This window comes from Serratia proteamaculans, from assembly GCF_949794035.1.
In the GTDB taxonomy this organism is placed as follows: Bacteria; Pseudomonadota; Gammaproteobacteria; order Enterobacterales; family Enterobacteriaceae; genus Serratia; species Serratia proteamaculans.
In genome coordinates this window covers 434,159-453,809 of the sequence record NZ_OX461105.1, presented here as the reverse complement: position 1 = coordinate 453,809, position 19,651 = coordinate 434,159, and the positions used below count along the sequence as shown (strand labels likewise).

20 protein-coding genes are annotated in these 19,651 nt (G+C 56.4%); 5 read left to right on the top strand and 15 right to left on the bottom strand.

Annotation, left to right across the window (positions count from 1 at the left end):
- Nucleotides 1-11: 11 nt before the first annotated feature.
- Nucleotides 12-1,337, top strand: coding sequence for a putrescine-ornithine antiporter (gene potE, locus QOT07_RS02075; protein WP_099064511.1), 1,326 nt, complete (start codon nucleotides 12-14; stop codon nucleotides 1,335-1,337).
- An 84-nt stretch (nucleotides 1,338-1,421) separates the two neighbouring features.
- Nucleotides 1,422-1,730 carry a GIY-YIG nuclease family protein gene (locus tag QOT07_RS02070; protein ID WP_283602476.1) on the top strand — a complete coding sequence of 103 codons (309 nt, stop codon included), beginning with the start codon at nucleotides 1,422-1,424 and terminating at the stop codon, nucleotides 1,728-1,730.
- Here the strand turns inward: QOT07_RS02070 and QOT07_RS02065 are convergent.
- The gene (locus QOT07_RS02065; RefSeq protein WP_099064509.1) at nucleotides 1,717-2,220 is read right to left on the bottom strand and encodes a GNAT family N-acetyltransferase; all 504 of its coding nucleotides are present in this window, start codon (nucleotides 2,218-2,220) and stop codon (nucleotides 1,717-1,719) included. The genes QOT07_RS02070 and QOT07_RS02065 overlap by 14 nt on opposite strands.
- Nucleotides 2,214-2,735 (bottom strand): ubiquinone anaerobic biosynthesis accessory factor UbiT, encoded by a 522-nt coding sequence (gene ubiT, locus QOT07_RS02060; protein ID WP_085119498.1) that lies wholly within the window; start codon nucleotides 2,733-2,735, stop codon nucleotides 2,214-2,216. Before ubiT ends, QOT07_RS02065 begins: the two co-directional genes overlap by 7 nt.
- A 255-nt stretch (nucleotides 2,736-2,990) precedes the next feature.
- Here ubiT and ubiU point away from each other — a divergent pair, with 255 nt between their 5' ends.
- Together ubiU and QOT07_RS02050 are read left to right on the top strand one after the other, a co-directional pair.
- Nucleotides 2,991-3,986, top strand: coding sequence for a ubiquinone anaerobic biosynthesis protein UbiU (ubiU, locus tag QOT07_RS02055; protein ID WP_099064508.1), 996 nt, complete (start codon nucleotides 2,991-2,993; stop codon nucleotides 3,984-3,986).
- Nucleotides 3,987-3,997: 11 nt separating this feature from the next.
- Nucleotides 3,998-4,876 carry a U32 family peptidase gene (locus QOT07_RS02050; protein ID WP_261427705.1) on the top strand — a complete coding sequence of 293 codons (879 nt, stop codon included), beginning with the start codon at nucleotides 3,998-4,000 and terminating at the stop codon, nucleotides 4,874-4,876.
- Between the two features lie 90 nt (nucleotides 4,877-4,966).
- On the opposite strand, the gene QOT07_RS02045 is transcribed toward QOT07_RS02050, so the two are convergent.
- From QOT07_RS02045 to QOT07_RS02030, 4 genes are all read right to left on the bottom strand, one after another.
- Entirely contained in the window at nucleotides 4,967-6,088 is a 1,122-nt protein-coding gene (locus QOT07_RS02045; RefSeq protein ID WP_283602475.1) for a ribosomal protein uL16 3-hydroxylase, read from the bottom strand.
- An 88-nt stretch (nucleotides 6,089-6,176) separates the two neighbouring features.
- The gene (locus QOT07_RS02040; RefSeq protein WP_283602474.1) at nucleotides 6,177-7,328 is read right to left on the bottom strand and encodes an ABC transporter permease; all 1,152 of its coding nucleotides are present in this window, start codon (nucleotides 7,326-7,328) and stop codon (nucleotides 6,177-6,179) included.
- Nucleotides 7,325-8,479, bottom strand: a complete 1,155-nt coding sequence (locus QOT07_RS02035) for an ABC transporter permease (RefSeq protein WP_099064504.1) — start codon at nucleotides 8,477-8,479, stop codon at nucleotides 7,325-7,327. The genes QOT07_RS02040 and QOT07_RS02035 overlap by 4 nt, the downstream gene beginning before the upstream one ends.
- Nucleotides 8,461-9,432: an HlyD family secretion protein gene (locus tag QOT07_RS02030; protein ID WP_099064503.1), complete on the bottom strand. Its 972-nt coding sequence runs from the start codon at nucleotides 9,430-9,432 to the stop codon at nucleotides 8,461-8,463. Before QOT07_RS02030 ends, QOT07_RS02035 begins: the two co-directional genes overlap by 19 nt.
- Nucleotides 9,433-9,657: 225 nt before the next feature.
- On the opposite strand from QOT07_RS02030, the gene QOT07_RS02025 reads away from it, so the two are divergent.
- Nucleotides 9,658-10,671 carry a luciferase-like monooxygenase gene (locus QOT07_RS02025; RefSeq protein ID WP_176979870.1) on the top strand — a complete coding sequence of 338 codons (1,014 nt, stop codon included), beginning with the start codon at nucleotides 9,658-9,660 and terminating at the stop codon, nucleotides 10,669-10,671.
- 62 nt (nucleotides 10,672-10,733) lie between these two features.
- On the opposite strand, the gene yedF is transcribed toward QOT07_RS02025, so the two are convergent.
- The 9 genes from yedF to rbfA form a co-directional block, all read right to left on the bottom strand.
- Complete coding sequence (gene yedF, locus QOT07_RS02020) at nucleotides 10,734-10,973, bottom strand: sulfurtransferase-like selenium metabolism protein YedF (RefSeq protein ID WP_004952879.1); 240 nt, start codon at nucleotides 10,971-10,973, stop codon at nucleotides 10,734-10,736.
- On the bottom strand, nucleotides 10,970-12,184 hold the full coding sequence (gene yedE, locus QOT07_RS02015; protein ID WP_283602473.1) for a selenium metabolism membrane protein YedE/FdhT: 1,215 nt from the start codon (nucleotides 12,182-12,184) through the stop codon (nucleotides 10,970-10,972). Before yedE ends, yedF begins: the two co-directional genes overlap by 4 nt.
- A 147-nt stretch (nucleotides 12,185-12,331) precedes the next feature.
- The gene (locus QOT07_RS02010; RefSeq protein ID WP_099064501.1) at nucleotides 12,332-14,293 is read right to left on the bottom strand and encodes a DEAD/DEAH family ATP-dependent RNA helicase; all 1,962 of its coding nucleotides are present in this window, start codon (nucleotides 14,291-14,293) and stop codon (nucleotides 12,332-12,334) included.
- Nucleotides 14,283-14,357: a protein YrbN gene (gene yrbN, locus QOT07_RS25885; RefSeq protein ID WP_223499600.1), complete on the bottom strand. Its 75-nt coding sequence runs from the start codon at nucleotides 14,355-14,357 to the stop codon at nucleotides 14,283-14,285. The genes QOT07_RS02010 and yrbN overlap by 11 nt, the downstream gene beginning before the upstream one ends.
- Nucleotides 14,358-14,479: 122 nt before the next feature.
- Nucleotides 14,480-15,364, bottom strand: a complete 885-nt coding sequence (gene nlpI / locus QOT07_RS02005; RefSeq protein ID WP_099064500.1) for a lipoprotein NlpI — start codon at nucleotides 15,362-15,364, stop codon at nucleotides 14,480-14,482.
- A 128-nt stretch (nucleotides 15,365-15,492) separates the two neighbouring features.
- Nucleotides 15,493-17,610 carry a polyribonucleotide nucleotidyltransferase gene (pnp, locus tag QOT07_RS02000; RefSeq protein WP_085119483.1) on the bottom strand — a complete coding sequence of 706 codons (2,118 nt, stop codon included), beginning with the start codon at nucleotides 17,608-17,610 and terminating at the stop codon, nucleotides 15,493-15,495.
- 255 nt (nucleotides 17,611-17,865) lie between these two features.
- Nucleotides 17,866-18,135, bottom strand: coding sequence for a 30S ribosomal protein S15 (gene rpsO / locus QOT07_RS01995; protein WP_012004950.1), 270 nt, complete (start codon nucleotides 18,133-18,135; stop codon nucleotides 17,866-17,868).
- Between the two features lie 123 nt (nucleotides 18,136-18,258).
- Nucleotides 18,259-19,203 (bottom strand): tRNA pseudouridine(55) synthase TruB, encoded by a 945-nt coding sequence (truB, locus tag QOT07_RS01990; protein ID WP_129935225.1) that lies wholly within the window; start codon nucleotides 19,201-19,203, stop codon nucleotides 18,259-18,261.
- Nucleotides 19,203-19,613, bottom strand: a complete 411-nt coding sequence (rbfA, locus tag QOT07_RS01985) for a 30S ribosome-binding factor RbfA (protein WP_085119479.1) — start codon at nucleotides 19,611-19,613, stop codon at nucleotides 19,203-19,205. Before rbfA ends, truB begins: the two co-directional genes overlap by 1 nt.
- Nucleotides 19,614-19,651: the final 38 nt, after the last annotated feature.

The following is a 19,651-nucleotide window of genomic DNA, read 5'->3' as shown; positions in this document are numbered from 1 at the left end:
AGAGAATGATCATGAGTAAGACCAATAATAAAATGGGGGTCGTGCAGCTAACGATCCTGACGGCGGTCAACATGATGGGCTCTGGCATAATTATGCTGCCCACCAAGCTGGCGGAAGTCGGCACTATTTCTATCGTTTCCTGGCTGGTCACCGCCGTGGGCTCAATGGCGCTGGCGTACGCCTTCGCCAAATGCGGTATGTTCAGCCGCAAATCCGGCGGTATGGGTGGATATGCCGAATACGCCTTCGGTAAATCCGGCAATTTCATGGCCAACTACACCTATGGTGTGTCGCTGCTGATCGCCAACATCGCCATCGCCATTTCCGCCGTCGGCTATGGCACCGAGCTGTTTGGCGCCAACCTGTCGCCGCTGGGGATCTGTATCGCCACCATCGGCGTGTTATGGCTGGCTACCGTCGCCAACTTCGGCGGGGCGCGCCTCACCGGGAAAATCAGCGGCGTCACCGTCTGGGGCGTAATTATCCCGGTCGTGGGGATCTCGATCGTCGGCTGGCACTGGTTTAGCGGCAGCGCTTATATTGCCGCGTGGAACCCGCACTCGGTACCGACTTTTGAAGCCGTTGGCGCCTCTATCTCCATGACGTTATGGGCGTTCCTGGGGCTTGAGTCCGCCTGCGCCAACACCGACGTGGTGGAAAACCCGGAACGTAACGTGCCAATCGCCGTACTGGGCGGCACCCTCAGCGCCGCGGTCATTTATATCGTTTCGACCAACGTGATCGCCGGCATCGTGCCGAACATGGAGCTGGCCAATTCGACCGCGCCATTTGGTCTGGCGTTTTCCCATATGTTCAACCCAACGGTCGGCAAGATCATCATGGCCTTGATGATCATGTCCTGCGTCGGCTCACTGCTGGGTTGGCAGTTCACTATCGCCCAGGTATTCAAATCCTCTGCCGACAGCGGCTTCTTCCCGAAAATTTTCTCCAAACTCAGCAAGGCCGATGCACCGGTCAAAGGCATGCTGACCATAGTTGTGATCCAGAGCGTGCTGTCGCTGATGACCATCAGCCCGTCGCTGAATAAACAGTTCAACGTGCTGGTGAATCTGGCGGTGGTGACCAATATCATCCCTTATATTCTGTCGATGGCGGCGCTGATCATCATTCAGAAAGTGGCGAAAGTACCTGAGAAGAAAGCGCGAATTGCCAACATCATTGCCGGTATTGGCGCACTGTACAGTTTCTATGCCCTGTACAGCTCCGGTGAAGAAGCGATGATGTGGGGCGCTATCGCCACCTTCCTCGGTTGGACGCTGTACGGCATGGTTTCACCGCGTTTCGAAATGGTGGGGAAAAAAGGCTCACAGCAGTAACACAACTTGACCGCCGGGGATGGGATTGCGCGGGAGAACATGCCATCATATTCCGTCCCTGGCCATCAAAGTTGCTGCATATTCATGAACGAAATACTCCCAACCTGGCACCTCTATATGCTGCGCATGCCCAGCGGCATGCTGTATACCGGCATCACCACCGACGTGGCTCGGCGGCTGGTGCAACATCAGGCCGGTAAGGGTGCGAAGGCACTGCGAGGTAAAGGGGAGCTGGTGCTGGCGTTTCACTGCCTGGCAGGGGATCGTTCAAGGGCACTGAGACTGGAATATCGGGTCAAGCAACTGAGCAAAATGCAAAAAGAGAGGCTGGTGAGTCACCCGCCTCTTTCGTTGGATTATTTACTGCCGGACGTTGAGGTTAAAGCCGGTTAAACGGCTCGGAGTATTCCACCGCCCCGCTAACGTCAAGCAAGGCATCTTCCGCCAGGGGATAAACCTGGAACGCGGCCTCGGTGTCTGGCCAGCGGCATTGCAGCCCATAGGCAGCAGCCGGCTTAAAGCCAAAGCGACCGTAGTAAGCCGGTTCGCCCAGCACCACCACCGCGGCATAGCTGAACTCGTTCAGCGCATCCAGCCCTTCGTAAATCAGCTTTTCGCCCAGCCCCTGTCGACGCAGACTTTCGTCCACCGCCAGCGGTGCCAGACCGACCCATTGGCGATCCTCACCGGCTACGTCCACCGGGCTGAACGCGGCATAGCCCACCACGCCACCTTCGTCGTCGGTAGCAACGATGCCCAGCGTCAGCAGGCCGTCTTCACGCAGTTGCTGTACCAGGTCAGCTTCGTCATCTCGCCCAAAGGCGCGACGCAGCAGAGCATCGATACCTGCCGCATCTACCGGAATTTCTACGCGGATTAACATGTCAGTGGCACACGGGAAGTTTGCACCGTGCCCTCCTGCAGCCCTGCTTCCACAAACTCGGCCAGTTGCAGCAGGCCAATGCGCAACGGCGCAGGCATGGCTTCCAGCTCGATGGCATCCATCAGATTTTTTACATACAGGCCCAATTCGGTATCCCCTTCAATCTGCAGCCGACGCTGAAAGAACAGCGTATCGGGATCTTGCTTACGCGCTGCGATCAGTATCAGATCGTTGGCGTCGCCGCTGAAGCTGACATCAGCTTCGGCGTGTTGGCTGACAACCAGTTTGTCGTTTTCTACCGTCATAAACCAGTGTAGCGCCAGATCGCGAACTTCGATCTTCAACCAGCGCGATTCGAGAAATTCCAGATCGCCATCTGCCAGCGCCTGACGGAACTGCCAGCCCAACACCTGTTCCAGAAGCTGGCGCTGCAAAGCAAACGGCGTGAATTTTAGCGGTACGCGCAGCAGCGACGGCCCTTGGCGCACAATGCGCGCTCGTAATTGTTCCAACACTGTCGTTCACTCCTTTCAACACAGATGCACTATTTTGCCACAGTGGCGCACGGCTGAAGCGCTCTATATCAACAAATAGTGCATTTCGCCGCCAGCTTTATCAATACGCCAGAAGCTGCCTCAAATCAAAACCTGTTCATCGCGCTTTCACTAAAATTGCCTCCCGATTAGCGTTTGCCGGTTGATGACCCTCACCGGCAACCATTGTGACAGTCTATGCCCGCCATGGGTGTACGGCTGAGTCAGGATAAATCTATGGAGCTGCTTTGTCCCGCCGGTAACCTGCCGGCCCTGAAGGCTGCGGTGGATAACGGCGCCGATGCCGTGTATATCGGCCTGAAAGATGATACCAACGCCCGCCACTTTGCCGGCCTCAACTTTACCGAGAAAAAGCTGCAGGAGGCGGTCGAGTACGTGCATCGCCACAAGCGTAAACTGCACATCGCCATCAATACCTTCGCCCACCCGGACGGCTATGCCCGCTGGCAGCGCGCGGTGGATATGGCGGCACAACTGGGTGCCGACGTGCTGATCCTGGCTGACCTGGCGATGCTGGAATACGCCGCCGAACGTTATCCGCAGTTGGAACGCCACGTGTCGGTGCAGGCTTCCGCCACCAACGAAGAGGCGATCCGTTTCTACCAGCGCCATTTTGATGTCAGCCGGGTGGTACTGCCGCGCGTGTTGTCGATGCATCAGGTCAAACAGCTGGCGCGTACCAGCCCGGTGCCGCTGGAAGTCTTCGCCTTCGGCAGCCTGTGCATCATGGCCGAAGGCCGTTGCTACCTCTCTTCTTACCTGACCGGTGAGTCTCCCAATACCGTCGGGGCCTGTTCTCCGGCACGCTACGTACGCTGGCAGCAAACGGCGCAGGGCATGGAGTCACGTCTGAATGGCGTGCTGATCGACCGTTACCGGGATGATGAAAATGCCGGTTACCCTACGCTGTGCAAGGGCCGCTATCTGGTGGACGACGTGCGCTATCACGCGCTGGAAGAGCCCACAAGCCTCAATACGCTGGAACTGTTGCCGGAGTTGCTGGCCGCCAATATCGCTTCGGTGAAGATCGAAGGCCGCCAACGCAGCCCGGCCTACGTTAGCCAGGTGGCCCGCGTCTGGCGTCAGGCTATTGATCGCTGCCAGGCCGACCCCGCCGCTTATCAGGCCGACGCAGGCTGGATGGAAGCCCTGGGTGCCGTGTCTGAAGGCACTCAAACCACGCTCGGTGCCTATCACCGTAAATGGCAGTAGCAGGAGGAAGCATGAAATACGCATTAGGCCCGGTGCAGTATTACTGGCCGAAAACCGAGGTCGAAGATTTTTACCGGCAGGCGGTGAACAGCAGCGCAGAGATTATTTATCTCGGCGAGAGCGTCTGCACCAAGCGACGCGAGATGAAGGTCGGCGACTGGCTGGCACTGGCGCAGGAGATTGCCCGCAGCGGTAAACAGGTGGCTCTCTCCACCCTGGCCCTGCTGCAGGCACCGTCCGAACTGAACGAACTGAAGCGCTATGTGGAAAACGGGGAATTCCTGATTGAAGCCAACGATCTGGGTACCGTGAACATGGCGGCGGAACGCAGCCTGCCGTTTATCGCCGGCCACGCGCTGAACTGCTACAACGCCTACACCCTGCGCCTGCTGCACCGCCAGGGCATGACGCGCTGGTGTATGCCGGTCGAGCTGTCCCGCGACTGGCTGGCCAAGCTGCTGGAACAGTGCGATGAACTGGGTTTCCGCCAGCAGTTTGAGGTGGAAGTACTGAGCTACGGTCATCTGCCGCTGGCCTATTCGGCGCGCTGCTTTACCGCACGATCGGAAGACCGCGCCAAGGATGAATGCGAAACCTGCTGCATTAAGTATCCACAGGGGCGAGTGATGCGTTCACAGGAACAACAGCAAGTGTTTGTGCTCAACGGCATTCAGACCATGAGTGGCTACTGCTACAACCTGGGCAACGAGTTGACCAGTATGCAAGGGCTGGTGGACATCGTGCGCCTGTCGCCGCAGGGGGCAGAGACGCTGGCGCTGGTCGAGCGCTTTCGCGCCAATGAGCAAGGCACACAGCCATTAACCCTCACCGATCAGGCCGACTGCAATGGTTACTGGCGGCGGGTCGCCGGGCTGGAATTGGTGTCGTAATCGCAGGCACGCGACAGAATATCGGGCCTACAGGATGGGAGTTTGGTTTTGTAGGCCGGGTAAGCATAGCGTCACCCGGCACAGCGGCAACTACTCTTTGAAGAACCAGTAGCCCTGATTTATCAGCTCTGTCAGCTCAGCCACAAACGCCGGGTTTTGCAACGCATCGCCCAGTTCTGGCTGGCCCAGCTCGGTATAACGACACAGCGCATCGGCCGCCCGTGCATCGACGGTGTCCAGAGGTTCGCTGTTGACGAAGAAGCTGTCACCGATGTGCAGCACACGCAAGCCACTCAAACGGGTCAGAGTTTCACCGTCCATCAGTGCGTTCAGCACCTCGTGCGCTTCATACGGCGGCTCCGCCATAGCGATATCCAGCTCATGACGCGGCGTGGTGGCAAAGCGGCCAAACCACTGCTTAAAGTCTTCCGGCTGGTTGATCATTTCGACCATCATTGAGCGCAAGCGCTCAAGTTCGTGTTCTTCTACCCGGCCCGGATGCTCACGCAGGGTTAGGTCAGGATCGCTGTAGTGCGCGCCCCCCAGATCGTTTTCCAGTGCGTAGTCAGCAAAGCTGCTGATCAGGTCGCGGCCGTTTGGCCCACGGAAGCCCACTGAATAGTTAAACGCGGTTTCGTGAGTGAAGCCGTCATGGGGGAAGCCTGGCGGGATGTACAGAATGTCGCCCGGTTCCAAATCCTCATCAATGATCGGTTCGAACGGATCAACATGCAGCAACGCCGGATGTGGGCAGAATTGACGCATCGGCAAGGCATCGCCAACGCGCCAGCGACGACGGCCCATTCCCTGAATGATGAACACATCGTAGTTATCGATGTGTGGCCCCACGCCGCCGCCCGGCACCGAGAAGGAGATCATCAGGTCATCCAGACGCCAGTCTGGCAAAACGCGAAACGGGCGCACCAGTTCGGCTGAGGGGGCATGCCAGTGGTTCACGGCCTGCGCCAGCAAGGACCAGCCTGTTTCGCCCAGGCCATCGAAATGTTCAAACGGACCGTTGCTGGCCTGCCATTCGCCATGGGTCTGGCTGACCAGACGGCTGTCCACTTCTGACTCCATCGCCAATCCCGCCAGTTCGTCTGGCGTGATTGGGTCGACAAAGTTCGGGAAGGCATTTTTCAAAACAACAGGTTTTTTCTGCCAGTATTTCTCTAAAAACTCGGGCCAGTTCAGGTTCAGTTGGTAAGCCATATAATCACACCAGTAAGAGGATCCACGGGCGTGATTATGCGAGAGCCTGCGCCGGTCCACCTTGTTAAGGGTCAAGGAAAGGGTGGCTTCAGCCCTCCTTGCTGGATTGCCGTCTGCGGAGCAGGCTGCGCAGCGCTACGCTGTTGTGCACAAAACCCACGCCGACCCCCAGCAGGGTGTAAATAATCCCCAGCACCAGCAACATCATCACATCGCCCCAGACCTCGTTCAGCGACAGTCCCATCTGGTTTACCCCAGCAACCGCCTTGGTGGCCCAGGTCGAGGGAATACAATAGGAAATCGCCCGCACCCAGCTCGGCATCGCCTGTAACGGCCAGATGGTACCGGAGAGATAGAATATCGGCGTGGTGATAAATGCCAGCGTCAGGTAGATCATTTCAACGCTGCGCAGGCACTCGGTCACCAGCTTACCCAGCCCCAGTACCGCCAACAGGAACGGGAAGGTCAGCAGCAAAATTTCTGGAATGCCCGCGGTCTGGCGGTAACCCAGCACCCACGGCCACAGGACGAACAGCACGATCGACAGGAATAACCAGATCGGCAACAGTGCCGTCAGCCCGCCCAAATGGGCCGCCAGCGGTGGCTTGCCACCGGGCATGCTCTTCATGGCAATGCTGACACGTACGCAGGCAATCAATAACGAGTGCTGCAACAGCATCACCAGCAGGCCGGGGAAGATAATCGCCGCAAAGCTGATGCCGGGGTTGAACACATCCAGCGTCTGCCCCTGTATGGGCGTCAGGATCACCTGTGCCTGGCGTTCGCTGAAACCACTGCGCAACAATAAGCCATTGTTGTACTGGGAAAGGAGCTGTTGATAGGCCGCCACCACGTCTTGCTGGATCTGCCCATTGGCCAGCCGGTTGGTGGCATCGCCGTAAACCGGCACCACGATATTTTGGCCGCTCAGGATCTTTTTCTCCAGATCCACCGGCATGATGATCACCGCGAACAGCTTACGCCAGCCGAGGTCACTTTTTGCCTGCTCAAGGCTGTCGTAAGTCACGATGGCAATCTTCGAGGTGGCATCCAGTTGGCGGATCAATTCACGGCTGGCCGTGCTGTGGTCCTGATCGATAACGCCGACCGGCAGATCCCACACCGTTCGGTTGGCATAGACCATGCTCATGACGCACAGCGACAGGATCAGCATCAGCCACATCGGCCGCTCCAGCATGCCCAACAGCACCCGGACGAAGGTTTTCCAGTAGATTTTCATCCTGCGTTCCCTTCTTTCTGCAACCGCGGCAGCAGTCGGTTACGCACCAGCAGCGCGGCCACCAGCGGATAGACAAACAACAACGCGCAAACGCTGAAGATGGCACTGGCCGGTACCTGCCGCAGGAACACGTCAAACATCGCATACAGCGCATGGGTCAAGGGCTCAATATTGGAGATGATGCGTGCCGGTAACGGCATCGACAGTTCCGGTACCGCCATCCCCGAGAAGGTCAGCGCAATACTCACCAGGATGGCGATCAGGCTATAGGCGGTGATGGTGGTGCTGGTAAAGGTATACAACAGCAGGCCAATGCTCTGCGCCGCCATCACGTAGAAGAAAGCGATCATCAGCATGAACAGAGGGTTGCCACTGACGCGGGCATCAAAAATGCCCACCAGCGCAGCAATCTCAACCATCAACAGACTGGTGAAACACAGGGTGTAGGGTGCCAGTTTACCCAGCAGCGCCAGGCTGAACGGCCGGGCCGTCAGCAGCGATTTACTGCGTGCCAGCACGTAGATCATACAGGTCACCACGAACAGCTGTAGCAGGTGAATGGTGGCGGCAAACTGCTGGTAATAGATGTAGCTGCCGCTGGCATTGAACAAACTGCCGTACGACAGCGTCACGTCCGCCAGCGGTGGCAAGGTTTTCCCCATCTCGGCGGCGATAATGCTGCGGTAGTTGGCGTTAATCTCGGTCATCAGACCGCTGAAATCCTGGGTGGAATACAACCCGGCCCCATAGAACAACGCGTTGTAGTACATCACCACGCTCGGCTGTTTGCCCGCCAGCGCATTGGCTTCGAAATCCGGCGGCACATACAGCAGCGCGTAATCCTGTGCGCTACGCAGACGGTGCAGCGATTCGGCCAACCCGCCGTCATAGAGTTCGACATGGGCATGAGAGCCGGCATCCAGTCTGCGGGTCAGCGACTTGGACAGCGAACTGTGATCGTTATCCACCACCGACACCGGCAGATCGAGCAAGGTGCCTTCGGAAAAGTTGCTGCTGATCAGGCCAAACAGGATCAGCGGAAAAATCCAGCTCAGCCAGTGCACCACCGGGCTGCGGAAGGCAACGCGGCACTCGTTGTCAAACGCGTGGCTGAAGCAGCGCCAACCGGCCCTTACTCTTTCCATAGCCATAAGCTGCTCATCCCTGGACGCAGGCCGTCAACCGGCTGTGACGGATACAGGCGCACTTCAAAGGTTTTCAGATCGAAGTCACCGGTAGCGCGGGTGGCGCGTTTAGTGGCGTAGTCGCCCAGCGGCGCAATGTAACGTACCTCTGCCTCGATCATTTTGTTCTTCAGCGCCGGTACCCGCATCTGGATCTTATCGCCCTTGCGAACATGAGCCAAAATGTCTTCACGCAGGTTAAACACGAAGTAGGCATCCGGAACGCGGATCAGCGTCAGCAACGGGCTGCCGGCATTCAGCAGTTCTCCCACCTCCGCCGGGATCGGCCCCACTTCACCGGCCACCGGGGCTACAACCCGCAGATCATCCGTCTGGGCTTTCACTTGCAGCAGGTTTTCTTCCGCCGCCCGCAGCGCTGCAGCATATTGCTGGCGCAGTTCGATACGGTCGCCGTTAGTGCCTTCGTCCAGATTGGCCTTGGCCGCCTGCACCTGTTGGAATGCGGTATCACGTGCACGGCGCGAGCTATCCAACTCGGACTTCGAAATATAACCTTTGCCGGATACGCTCAGGTTACGGTTGTAGTCATTCTGCGCATTACGGTATTGCGCCTCGGCCTGCGCCAGGTTGGCACGCAGATTACGGATGCTTTCTTCACGCGTACCGTGCAGAGATTGGTCGAGCTGCGCCTTGGCTTCATCGCGTGACGCCTGTGCAGAACGCAGTTGCGCCATCAACTCCGGGCTATCAAGCTGGATCATGACCTGTGCGGCTTTTACGTCGTCACCCCGCTCCACCAGCCGTTCAATCACTCGCCCCTTGGCTTTGGAGGCCACGATCACCTCCGGTGCGTCCACTTCCCCTTGCAATAACAAATCCTGATTATGCGCGCGGAACAAGATCGCCATGGCGACCGCCACCACCATCAACAGTAAGGTAAACAACGTCTTTTTTTTCATTCTCTCAGCTCCCTGAGCGATAAGCGGCGGGTGGAATCATCACGTCCATATTTCAATCGGCTCCCAAAAAAACCATTTTACTCATAAGGATATCACAAGCACATATATCCTCTTTTATAACCATAAATTGGATTATGCTTTTAACACTTAAAGCACATTTGGCTTTGTAGTTTGCAGACTTCTGCAATCGCCCTTTAAGCGATCAACTCTTTGATGGACGATGTCATGACTGAAAAAACGGCGGTACCTGTCTCAGTATTGGATTTATCCCCTATTCCGCAAGGGGCCAAACCGCGCGATGCATTTCACGCCTCTTTAGATCTAGCACAACATGCCGAAAAATGGGGCTTCCAGCGTTATTGGCTGGCAGAACACCACAATATGACCGGCATCGGCAGCGCGGCCACCTCGGTGCTGCTGGGCTATCTGGCCGCCGGTACCCAGAGCATCCGCCTCGGATCCGGTGGCGTGATGCTGCCCAACCATGCGCCCTTGGTGATCGCCGAGCAGTTCGGCACGCTGGAATCGCTTTATCCCGGGCGTATCGATCTGGGTCTGGGCCGCGCTCCCGGAACCGACCAACGCACCATGATGGCGCTGCGTCGTCATCTGTCCGGTGAAGTGGATAATTTCCCACGCGACGTGCAGGAACTGCAGCATTACTTCTGTGATGTCCAACCGGGTCAGCCGGTGCAGGCGGTACCCGGCCAGGGGCTGCACGTGCCGATCTGGCTGTTGGGCTCCAGCCTGTACAGCGCACAGCTGGCGGCACAGCTCGGCCTGCCGTTTGCCTTCGCTTCCCATTTTGCGCCAGAGATGCTGTTCCAGGCATTTAATCTGTATCGCGATAACTTCAAGCCTTCCGAGCAGTGCCAGCAACCGCACGCCATGGTATGTGTCAACGTGGTGGCCGCCGACAGTGACGCTGAAGCGCGCTTCCTGTTTACCTCGATGCAGCAGCAGTTTATCAATCTGCGCCGCGGCTCGCCGGGCCCCTTGCCGGCGCCAGTCGACAATATCCACGCCTTGTGGACCGCCGGGGAACAATACGGGGTCGATCAGGCGCTGCGCATGTCGGTTATCGGCAATGAAGCGACCGTACGTAGCGGGTTGCAGACGCTACTGAATGAAACCGGGGCGGATGAAATCATGGTCAACGGCCAGATCTTTGACCATCAGGCCCGGCTGCATTCGTTTGAGATTGTCGCCGCCGTGAAGGGCGATTTGGTGAAAGCCTAAGTGAGAACTGGGGGAGATGATCCCCCAGTTTATTGCCTCCCTGCTTTTCCTCTGACTGCTGACTAGCGCTGGATCAGATAGCGGATGGTCGGTCCGTCCTGCTGGATATCCAGCACCTTATAGCCGTGGTTGCGTGCATCAAGGGGAATGTTGTTGATCGACTGCGGGCAGTCGCTGATCACCTCGAGGATTTCCCCCGGCTTCAACTGCGGCATCGCCTCCAGCGTCGCCACGGCCGGATAAGGGCAAGGCTCGCCCAGCATATCCAACCGGTAATCCGGCACTATCGCCGCTTGTTTCATGACACATTCCTTAAATTAACCACCTGCGCGTCGGGTTTGGCGCGGAAAAAACGTTTCTCCCACCACAGCATGGCGCCAAACGCCACTGCCAGCAGCAGGTAGGTCACCAACAAGCCGCCAATTGGGCCGAAGGTCTCCAGCAGGTTGACCTTATCGTAGTCGGTGGCCAGCGTTGGGGCCAAATCATCCCAGTAATAGGCCAACAGCGTAGCGCCAATGATATTCCCCAACCCTACCCACCAGTAATGCACCTGACCTTCTACCGCGCGGTACATCCAGCCAGTTTCGCAGCCGCCCGCGAGGACGATGCCGAAACCAAACAACAATCCGCCCAGTACCGCATTAGGGCCAGCCCACATGATTTTTGGTGCCACACCCAGTTGCACGTAGCTGAAAATACCAATCGCACTGGCAGCCATACCGAGAATGATCGCTTTCGCCATGTGAGTACGGCCGCTGATCCACAGATCGCGGAACGCCGAGGTGAAGCAAATTTGCGCCCGTTCAATCAGCAGGCCAAAACCAATGCCAAACAACATGGCAATCCCCAGCTTCGGGGCATCAAACAGCGTCCACAGCGACCAGGCGATCGCCAGACAGAAAACCACCATGCCCAGACGGAAACGACGGCGCGCCTGTTCCGGCTTTTGGGTCAGCGGCGCGGCGGCCTTCACTTTCTGCAATTTGATCGGAATGCGGAACATCGGCAGCAGGGTAAATTTGGCACCAAAGTAAGAACCGGCGGCGGTCGCCAGCGCAAAGAACCAGGCGTGCAGCGAGAACTGCGGAATGCCGGTAAAGAAGGCAGCCAGGTTGCAGCCCATCGCCAGGCGTGCCCCAAAACCTGCGATAATCCCCCCCAGCAGCGCCTGCACAATGCGGATGCGGTTCTGCGGCTGGCGCAGCTTGATGTTGTTGGCCCATAGCGCAGCGGCGATACAGCCGGCGAACATGCCGATGATCATTCTGCCGTCGATGCGCTGTAGTGGCGTCCCTTCAAGGCCGATGACCTTGAAGTAACCCCATTGCTCGGGGTGCAGACCGAACCACTGCAAAACGTGGCCGCCCCAGCGGGTAAGCTCGCCGGTCACCGCCCAGAAGGCCCCGGTCAAACCGAAGTAGTAGGTAGAAAGGATCCCGGCGGCAATCACCGCAGGTAAAGGTGCCCAAAAGCGCACCAGGTATTGAGACTTAAACTGCTGCCAACTCATGGCATCTCCCGTGCGTAGTATCCATAAGAAAAAAACCTTATAAATGATACGCCATTTTCTGCCCATTAACGGCGAATTTCAGGCATAAAAAAACCAGCCCGAAGGCTGGTTTTTAGTCCGATTAACCGTGAACGGCTAAATCAGGCGTTATGCATCACCGAAGCGACGACGTGGTGCAGCCGGAGCGGCGTCATCACGACGTGGGGCGCGCTGGCCGTCACGGTTGAAGTTACCGCCACGACGCTCGCCACCGTTGCCGGCAGGTGCAGCAGCACCGCCTTCACGACGATCACCGAAAGAACGACGGCCTGGGTTTGCCCCTTCACGACGTTCGCCGGTGGAAGGACGAGCCCCGCCACGACGCTCACCGTTACCGGCAGGTGCAGGACGCTCACGACGTTCATGCGGCTGTGCATCGCCCAGCAGTTGCATGTTCATCGGCTTGTTCAGGATACGGGTACGGGTGAAATGAGACAGGATCTCGCCCGGCATACCTTTTGGCAGCTCGATAGTGGAGTGGCCGGCAAACAGCTTGATGTTACCAATGTAACGGCTGCTGATGTCGCCTTCGTTAGCGATCGCGCCAACGATATGACGAACTTCAACGCCGTCATCACGGCCCACTTCAATGCGGTACAGCTGCATTTCGCCAACGTCACGACGTTCACGACGTGGACGCTCAGCGCCACCGTCACGGCTGTCTGGACGCGCGTCACGACGACGGTCGCTACCGCGATCGTCACGGTCGTTGAATTCACGACGCTGACGCGGTTTGAACACAGGATCAGCTGGCAGGATCAGAGGACGTTCGCCCTGTGCCATTTTCAGCAGTGCTGCGGCCAGAGTTTCCATTTCCAGCTCTTCTTCACCCGGCTGCAGTTTAGCCAGCAGGCCGCGGTACATGTCCAGATCACTGCTTTCCAGCTGTTGCTGTACTTTAGCGGCAAACTTGGCCAGACGACGCTCACCCAGCAGTTCTACATTCGGCAGTTCAACTTCTGGAATGGTCAGCTTCATGGTGCGTTCGATGTTGCGCAGCAGGCGGCGTTCGCGGTTTTCAACGAACAGCAGCGCACGGCCGGCACGACCAGCACGGCCAGTACGGCCGATACGGTGAACGTAAGACTCGGAATCCATAGGGATGTCGTAGTTCACAACCAGGCTGATACGTTCAACGTCCAGGCCACGGGCAGCAACGTCGGTCGCGATCAGGATATCCAGACGACCATCTTTCAGACGCTCCAGTGTCTGCTCACGCAGGGCCTGGTTCATGTCACCGTTCAGTGCGGCGCTGCTGTAACCACTGCGCTCCAGCGCTTCGGCCACTTCCAGGGTCGCGTTTTTGGTACGGACGAAGATAATCGCCGCATCAAAGTCTTCAGCTTCCAGGAAACGTACCAATGCTTCGTTTTTACGCATGCCCTGCACAGTCCAGTAGCTCTGGCTGATGTCCGGACGGGTAGTGACGCTGGATTGAATGCGCACTTCCTGCGGATCTTTCATAAAGCGACGGGTAATGCGACGGATAGCTTCCGGCATGGTTGCAGAGAAGAGCGCGGTCTGATGTTCAGCCGGGATCTCCGCCATGATGGTTTCAACGTCTTCGATAAAGCCCATGCGCAGCATTTCGTCGGCTTCATCCAGCACCAGACCGCTCAGGTTAGAGAGGTTCAGAGTGCCACGCTTCAGGTGGTCCAGCAGACGGCCTGGGGTACCTACTACAACTTGCGGGCCCTGACGCAGAGCGCGCAGCTGAACGTCATAACGCTGGCCGCCGTACAGGGCCACAACGTTAACGCCATTCATGTGTTTTGCGAAATCGGTCATTGCTTCAGCAACCTGAACCGCCAGTTCGCGGGTCGGTGCCAGCACCAGAATCTGAGGTGATTTCAACTCAGCTTTCAGGTTGTGCAACAGTGGCAGCGAGAATGCTGCAGTTTTACCGCTACCGGTCTGTGCCATGCCCAGCACATCGCGGCCGTTCAACAGGTGAGGAATACACTCAGCCTGGATCGGTGACGGTTTTTCGTAGCCCAGATCGGTCAGGGCAGAAATGATCGGAGCAGACAGCCCCAGGTCAGCAAAAGAGGTTTCAAGCTCAGTAGTCATGTACACGTGCCTCATTAATAATGGCAGCCAGTCTACATAACTCGTCGAGAAAATTTTCAGTCATTTTCATTGAAAAGTGTGAACCGGCTCAAATTAGATTATAAAACGAACAAAAAAGCCCTCGCCCGTTAAGGCGATAACTTTGGCAAAAAACCAATGTATATCAGGCTGATAGTTGTTCGTCAGCTATTGCTGGTCCGATTCCGATAGGTCGTCTTGTTCTTGGCCCAACAGCGCCAATTCCAACAATGCATAGCGGTGCTCAACGAAGTTGTGAACGTTGTTAGCAACCGTCAGTTTGAACAGCGCCGAAGCGGTGTCCTTGTCCCCCAGACTCAGGTAGTGTTTACCCAAATAGAAGTCAGTTTCACTGAGATGCTCAGCGAGCGAAGTGTTATCCGTTGCATCTGCCTTGAGCCTTTCCATCAGCGTTTTTTCACTGATGTTGCCCAGGTAGAATTCGACAATATTCCATCCCCATTGCCCTCGGTTCGCTTTGTCATAACGCTGCTTGAGCGCTACGTCAGCCTTCTTGGGATCGATTTCTCTTTCCACAAGATACAGCCACAACGAACGGAAGGGATCGTTTGGGTCGTCTTGATAAAACGCCTGCAGATCATCCTGCGCCAACGGGAAGCGGCCGCCATAATAAAGAGCGATGCCCCGGTTTAAACGCGCGTAATTGTAAGTTGGATCAAGCTCTAGTACAGAATCAAACGCTTCATAGGCAGCATCAAAATTGCCTGCCTGCGTTAAGTAAATGCCCAGGTAGTTGAAAACTTCTGGCATATCAGGACGTATCGCCAGCGCTTGCGAGAAATCATTGCGCGCCAGTGCACGTAGCCCGAGGCTATCATACAGTACACCGCGCTCATATAAAAGCTGCGCACGCTCATCGTCCGTCAGTGCCCGGCTGGCAAGTATTTGTTCCATGCGCGCCAGGATCACTTCCTGCTGCAGAGTTGGCTGCAACGGGATCGCCAAAACTTCGTCTTTACGCCAATCATGGTTGCTGCATCCTGCCAGCATGAGTGCTGTCGCAACGTAACACCAGCGCAAGAAAGGCTTCATTTCCCACTCCCGAAGACAAACATTGGATGAACATCCTCTCATCCGTTTGCTAATACGCAGGCATCCTACCCGCGCGATACGAACAGCTCCCAACCCCATGGCTGGGAGCTGTAAATCTATCTATACAGTTATTCTGCTTCAGGCGCAGGTGAACCTGCTTCTGGTGCTGTCGCTTCTTTGATGCTCAGACGCACACGGCCCTGACGGTCAACTTCCAGTACCTTGACCGGTACTTCCTGACCCATCTGCAGATAGTCGGTCACTTTCTCAACGCGCTTGTCAGCGATTTGAGAGATGTGTACCAGACCTTCTTTACCGCCGCCGATCGCCACGAATGCGCCGAAATCAACGATACGGGTAACTTTACCCTGGTAAATACGGCCCACTTCGATCTCGGCAGTGATCTCTTCGATACGGCGGATAGCGAATTTCGCTTTCTCACCGTCGGTAGCAGCGATTTTAACTGTACCATCATCTTCGATTTCGATGGTAGTACCGGTCTCTTCAGTCAACGCACGGATGACAGAACCGCCTTTACCAATCACGTCTTTGATCTTGTCCGGGTTGATTCGGATAGTGTGAATACGTGGTGCAAACTGAGAGATATCGCCACGCGGGGTGCTGATAGCCTGTTCCATCACGCCCAGGATGTGCAGACGCGCGCCCTTGGCCTGGTTCAGTGCAACCTGCATGATTTCGCGGGTGATGCCTTCAATTTTAATGTCCATCTGCAGCGCGGTAATACCGTCACGGCTACCGGCCACTTTGAAGTCCATGTCGCCCAGGTGATCTTCGTCACCCAGAATGTCAGACAGAACAACAAAGTTATCTTGTTCTTTCACCAGGCCCATTGCGATACCGGCAACGGCAGCCTTGATTGGCACACCTGCATCCATCAGCGCCAGAGAAGCACCACAGACGGAAGCCATGGAAGAAGAACCGTTGGATTCGGTGATTTCAGAAACCACACGCACCGTGTACGGGAAATCTTCTGGTTTAGGCATCATAGCCAATACGCCACGTTTCGCCAGGCGACCGTGACCAATTTCACGACGTTTTGGCGAACCTACCATCCCGGTCTCACCAACGGAGTACGGAGGGAAGTTGTAGTGGAACAGGAAGCTGTCGGTTTTTTCGCCCATCAGCTCATCCAGGTTCTGCGCGTCACGGGCGGTGCCCAGTGTTGCGGTAACCAGTGCCTGAGTTTCACCACGGGTGAACAGTGCGGAACCGTGGGTACGCGGCAGCACGCCGGTGCGCACGTCCAGACCACGGATCATGTCTTTTTCACGGCCGTCGATACGCGGCTCGCCACGCAGCACGCGGCTACGAACGACGTTTTTCTCAACGCTACCCAGGATGTCCTGAATTTCAGATGCGTCCAGAGTTTCGTCCTGTGCCAGCAAGGTTTCAACAACGCTGCTCTTGATCGCATTTACCTGAGCATAACGCTCTTGTTTTTCGGTGATGTGATAAGCGTCGCCCAGGCGGCCTTCTGCCAGTTCTGCAACGCGCGCGTGCAGCGCTTCGTTGACTGCAGGTGCCTGCCAGTCCCACTTGGCTTTGCCGGCTTCGGCAACCAGGGAGTTAATGTTCTCGATAACGATTTGCTGTTGCTCGTGGCCAAAGACCACCGCGCCCAGCATCTGATCTTCGCTCAGAACGTCAGCTTCGGATTCAACCATCAGTACTGCGCCAGCGGTACCGGCAACCACCAGATCCAGGCTGCTTTCTTTCAGCTCGTCGCTGGTTGGGTTCAACACGTATTGATTGTTGATGTAACCCACGCGGGCAGAACCGATTGGGCCATTGAACGGAATACCGGACAGGCTCAGGGCTGCAGAGGCGCCGATCATCGCAACGATGTCCGGGTTAACCTGCGGGTTAAGAGAAACTACGGTCGCGATCACCTGAACTTCGTTCAGGAAGCTGTCCGGGAACAGTGGACGGATCGGACGGTCAATCAGACGGGAGGTCAGAGTTTCACCTTCGCTCGGACGGCCTTCACGACGGAAGAAGCTACCCGGGATACGACCAGCAGCGTAAGTACGCTCCTGATAGTTAACCGTCAGTGGGAAGAAGCTCTGGCCTGGTTTGGCTTTTTTCTGGCCAACTACGGTAACGAATACGGCGGTGTCATCCATGCTCACCATAACGGCGGCAGTGGCCTGACGAGCCATCATACCGGTCTCAATAGTGAGGGTATGCTGGCCATACTGGAATTTGCGAATGATCGGTGTCAGCAAAATTATATCCTTAGATTAGGCGCGCAATCGTATTGACGACTCGACACGCCAGTGACTCGGTTTGCCTTCTCACTACATCCTCGCGACTAATGACAATCCTTATCTCAAGCCTGAGACAAAGCCTCTCATTAGCCGCGCGAACCTCTGTAACGGAAGATCCTGTTTGGAAACATCAGTAATACATTAACCTGATTTGCTTATGCTTCCTAGAAGAAAGGGGCCAAAATAGGCCCCTTTCCACTGAAACTCGCTTGATTAGCGACGCAGACCCAGACGCTCGATCAGGCTGGTGTAACGTGCTACATCTTTACGCTTCAGGTAGTCCAGCAGCTTACGACGCTGAGAAACCATACGCAGCAGACCACGACGGCTGTGGTGATCTTTTTTGTGCTCTGAGAAGTGGCCTTGCAGATGGTTGATCTGCGCAGTCAACAGGGCAACCTGAACTTCGGAAGAACCGCTGTCGTTAGTACCACGACCGAAATCAGCTACGATTTTAGCTTTAGCTTCAACACTTAGAGACATTGTCATACTCCAGATTATAGATAATAAATACAGGCGCCGATCTCTAATTCAGCAACCCAATGCATAAGCTGCGCCATTCTACTCTTAGCGCAGTGCGATCGCAAGACAGTGCGTTTTCTGCCCTTAGTCGAAATATTCGACTACCAGGCGGCGCGGCGCCACACGACCGTCATCGGCAATATCACCCACGCCGATAAATTTACGCTCTTCACCTTCGGTGATACGCACCATGCCCGAGGCCGGTGCGCCGGCAACCTGAACCGGTTGCCCCTGCTTCACGTAACCCGCGACAACGGGCAGCAAATTCACTTCCGGGTAGTTCTCCACCGGGCTGTCCATCGGCATCAACAGCGGATCGAGCAGCTCGGCCGGGGCGACTTCCTGCCGGTGGGCCTGTTCCAGCAATTCATTCAACTGCTCCAGCGTGACCATGCGCTCAGTTGGGTAGGTCGCCACCTGCAGGCGACGCAGGTAGATCACGTGCGCACCGCAACCCAGCAACTCACCGAGGTCATCGGTGATGGTGCGGATGTAAGTCCCTTTCGAACAGTGAATTTCCAGCTCCAGCTCATCCCCTTCCCAGCGAATAAACTGCAGTTCATAAACGGTAATGCTGCGCGCTTCACGCGGTACTTCGATACCCTGGCGAGCATACTCATAGAGTTTCTTGCCCTGGTACTTCAGTGCCGAATACATCGAAGGCACTTGCTTGATATCGCCACGGAAACTGTCCAGCGCCACATCGAGCTGCGCCTGGGTGAAATTCACCGGCCGCTCCTGCACTATCTGACCGTCAGCATCCGAGGTATCGGTACGCTGGCCAAGTCGGGCAATCACACGATAGCGTTTGTCGGAATCAAGCAGGAACTGTGAAAACTTGGTCGCCTCACCGAGGCAAATCGGCAGCATGCCGGTCGCCAGCGGGTCGAGCGCGCCGGTGTGGCCCGCGCGATTGGCGTTATAGAGGCGTTTTACTTTTTGCAGGGCGTCGTTGGACGACAGCCCCTGCGGTTTGTCCAGCAACAGGACACCGTGGATATCACGGCCGCGGCGACGAGGGCGACTCATTAAGCCTCCTCGTCATCGCCTGATGCGGAACGGCGTTCGGCGTCATTCTTCACTACGTTGGTCACCAGGTTGGACATGCGCATGCCTTCAACCAGAGAGTTGTCGTAAGCGAAGGTCAGCTCAGGCACTACGCGCAGACGCATGGCTTTACCCAGCAGCGTGCGGATGTAACCTGAAGCGTCTTCCAGAGCTTTAATGCCTTTAGGCACCAGATCCGGATCGGCGTTTTCGGTCAACACGTTCAGGAAGGTGACGTAAACTTTGGCGTAGGCCAAATCACGGGAAACTTCTACACCAGAAACGGTAGCCATGCCGACACGCGGGTCTTTGACTTCACGTTGCAAAATGATAGCAATCTCTTTTTGCATCTCTTGTGCCACGCGCTGACCGCGGCTGAATTCTTTTGCCATTTTGTGGATTCTCCAGACAAATCGGGGGGCACAAGGCC

Bases quoted from the DNA above. Each gene is read 5' to 3' on its own strand.
- potE (WP_099064511.1), top strand. From the start codon at position 12: ATGAGTAAGACCAATAATAAAATGGGGGTCGTGCAGCTAACGATCCTG.
- QOT07_RS02070 (WP_283602476.1), top strand. From the start codon at position 1,422: ATGAACGAAATACTCCCAACCTGGCACCTCTATATGCTGCGCATGCCC.
- QOT07_RS02065 (WP_099064509.1), bottom strand. From the start codon at position 2,220: ATGTTAATCCGCGTAGAAATTCCGGTAGATGCGGCAGGTATCGATGCT.
- ubiU (WP_099064508.1), top strand. From the start codon at position 2,991: ATGGAGCTGCTTTGTCCCGCCGGTAACCTGCCGGCCCTGAAGGCTGCG.
- QOT07_RS02050 (WP_261427705.1), top strand. From the start codon at position 3,998: ATGAAATACGCATTAGGCCCGGTGCAGTATTACTGGCCGAAAACCGAG.
- QOT07_RS02045 (WP_283602475.1), bottom strand. From the start codon at position 6,088: ATGGCTTACCAACTGAACCTGAACTGGCCCGAGTTTTTAGAGAAATAC.
- QOT07_RS02040 (WP_283602474.1), bottom strand. From the start codon at position 7,328: ATGAAAATCTACTGGAAAACCTTCGTCCGGGTGCTGTTGGGCATGCTG.
- QOT07_RS02035 (WP_099064504.1), bottom strand. From the start codon at position 8,479: ATGGCTATGGAAAGAGTAAGGGCCGGTTGGCGCTGCTTCAGCCACGCG.
- QOT07_RS02030 (WP_099064503.1), bottom strand. From the start codon at position 9,432: ATGAAAAAAAAGACGTTGTTTACCTTACTGTTGATGGTGGTGGCGGTC.
- QOT07_RS02025 (WP_176979870.1), top strand. From the start codon at position 9,658: ATGACTGAAAAAACGGCGGTACCTGTCTCAGTATTGGATTTATCCCCT.
- yedF (WP_004952879.1), bottom strand. From the start codon at position 10,973: ATGAAACAAGCGGCGATAGTGCCGGATTACCGGTTGGATATGCTGGGC.
- yedE (WP_283602473.1), bottom strand. From the start codon at position 12,184: ATGAGTTGGCAGCAGTTTAAGTCTCAATACCTGGTGCGCTTTTGGGCA.
- QOT07_RS02010 (WP_099064501.1), bottom strand. From the start codon at position 14,293: ATGACTACTGAGCTTGAAACCTCTTTTGCTGACCTGGGGCTGTCTGCT.
- nlpI (WP_099064500.1), bottom strand. From the start codon at position 15,364: ATGAAGCCTTTCTTGCGCTGGTGTTACGTTGCGACAGCACTCATGCTG.
- rpsO (WP_012004950.1), bottom strand. From the start codon at position 18,135: ATGTCTCTAAGTGTTGAAGCTAAAGCTAAAATCGTAGCTGATTTCGGT.
- truB (WP_129935225.1), bottom strand. From the start codon at position 19,203: ATGAGTCGCCCTCGTCGCCGCGGCCGTGATATCCACGGTGTCCTGTTG.
- rbfA (WP_085119479.1), bottom strand. From the start codon at position 19,613: ATGGCAAAAGAATTCAGCCGCGGTCAGCGCGTGGCACAAGAGATGCAA.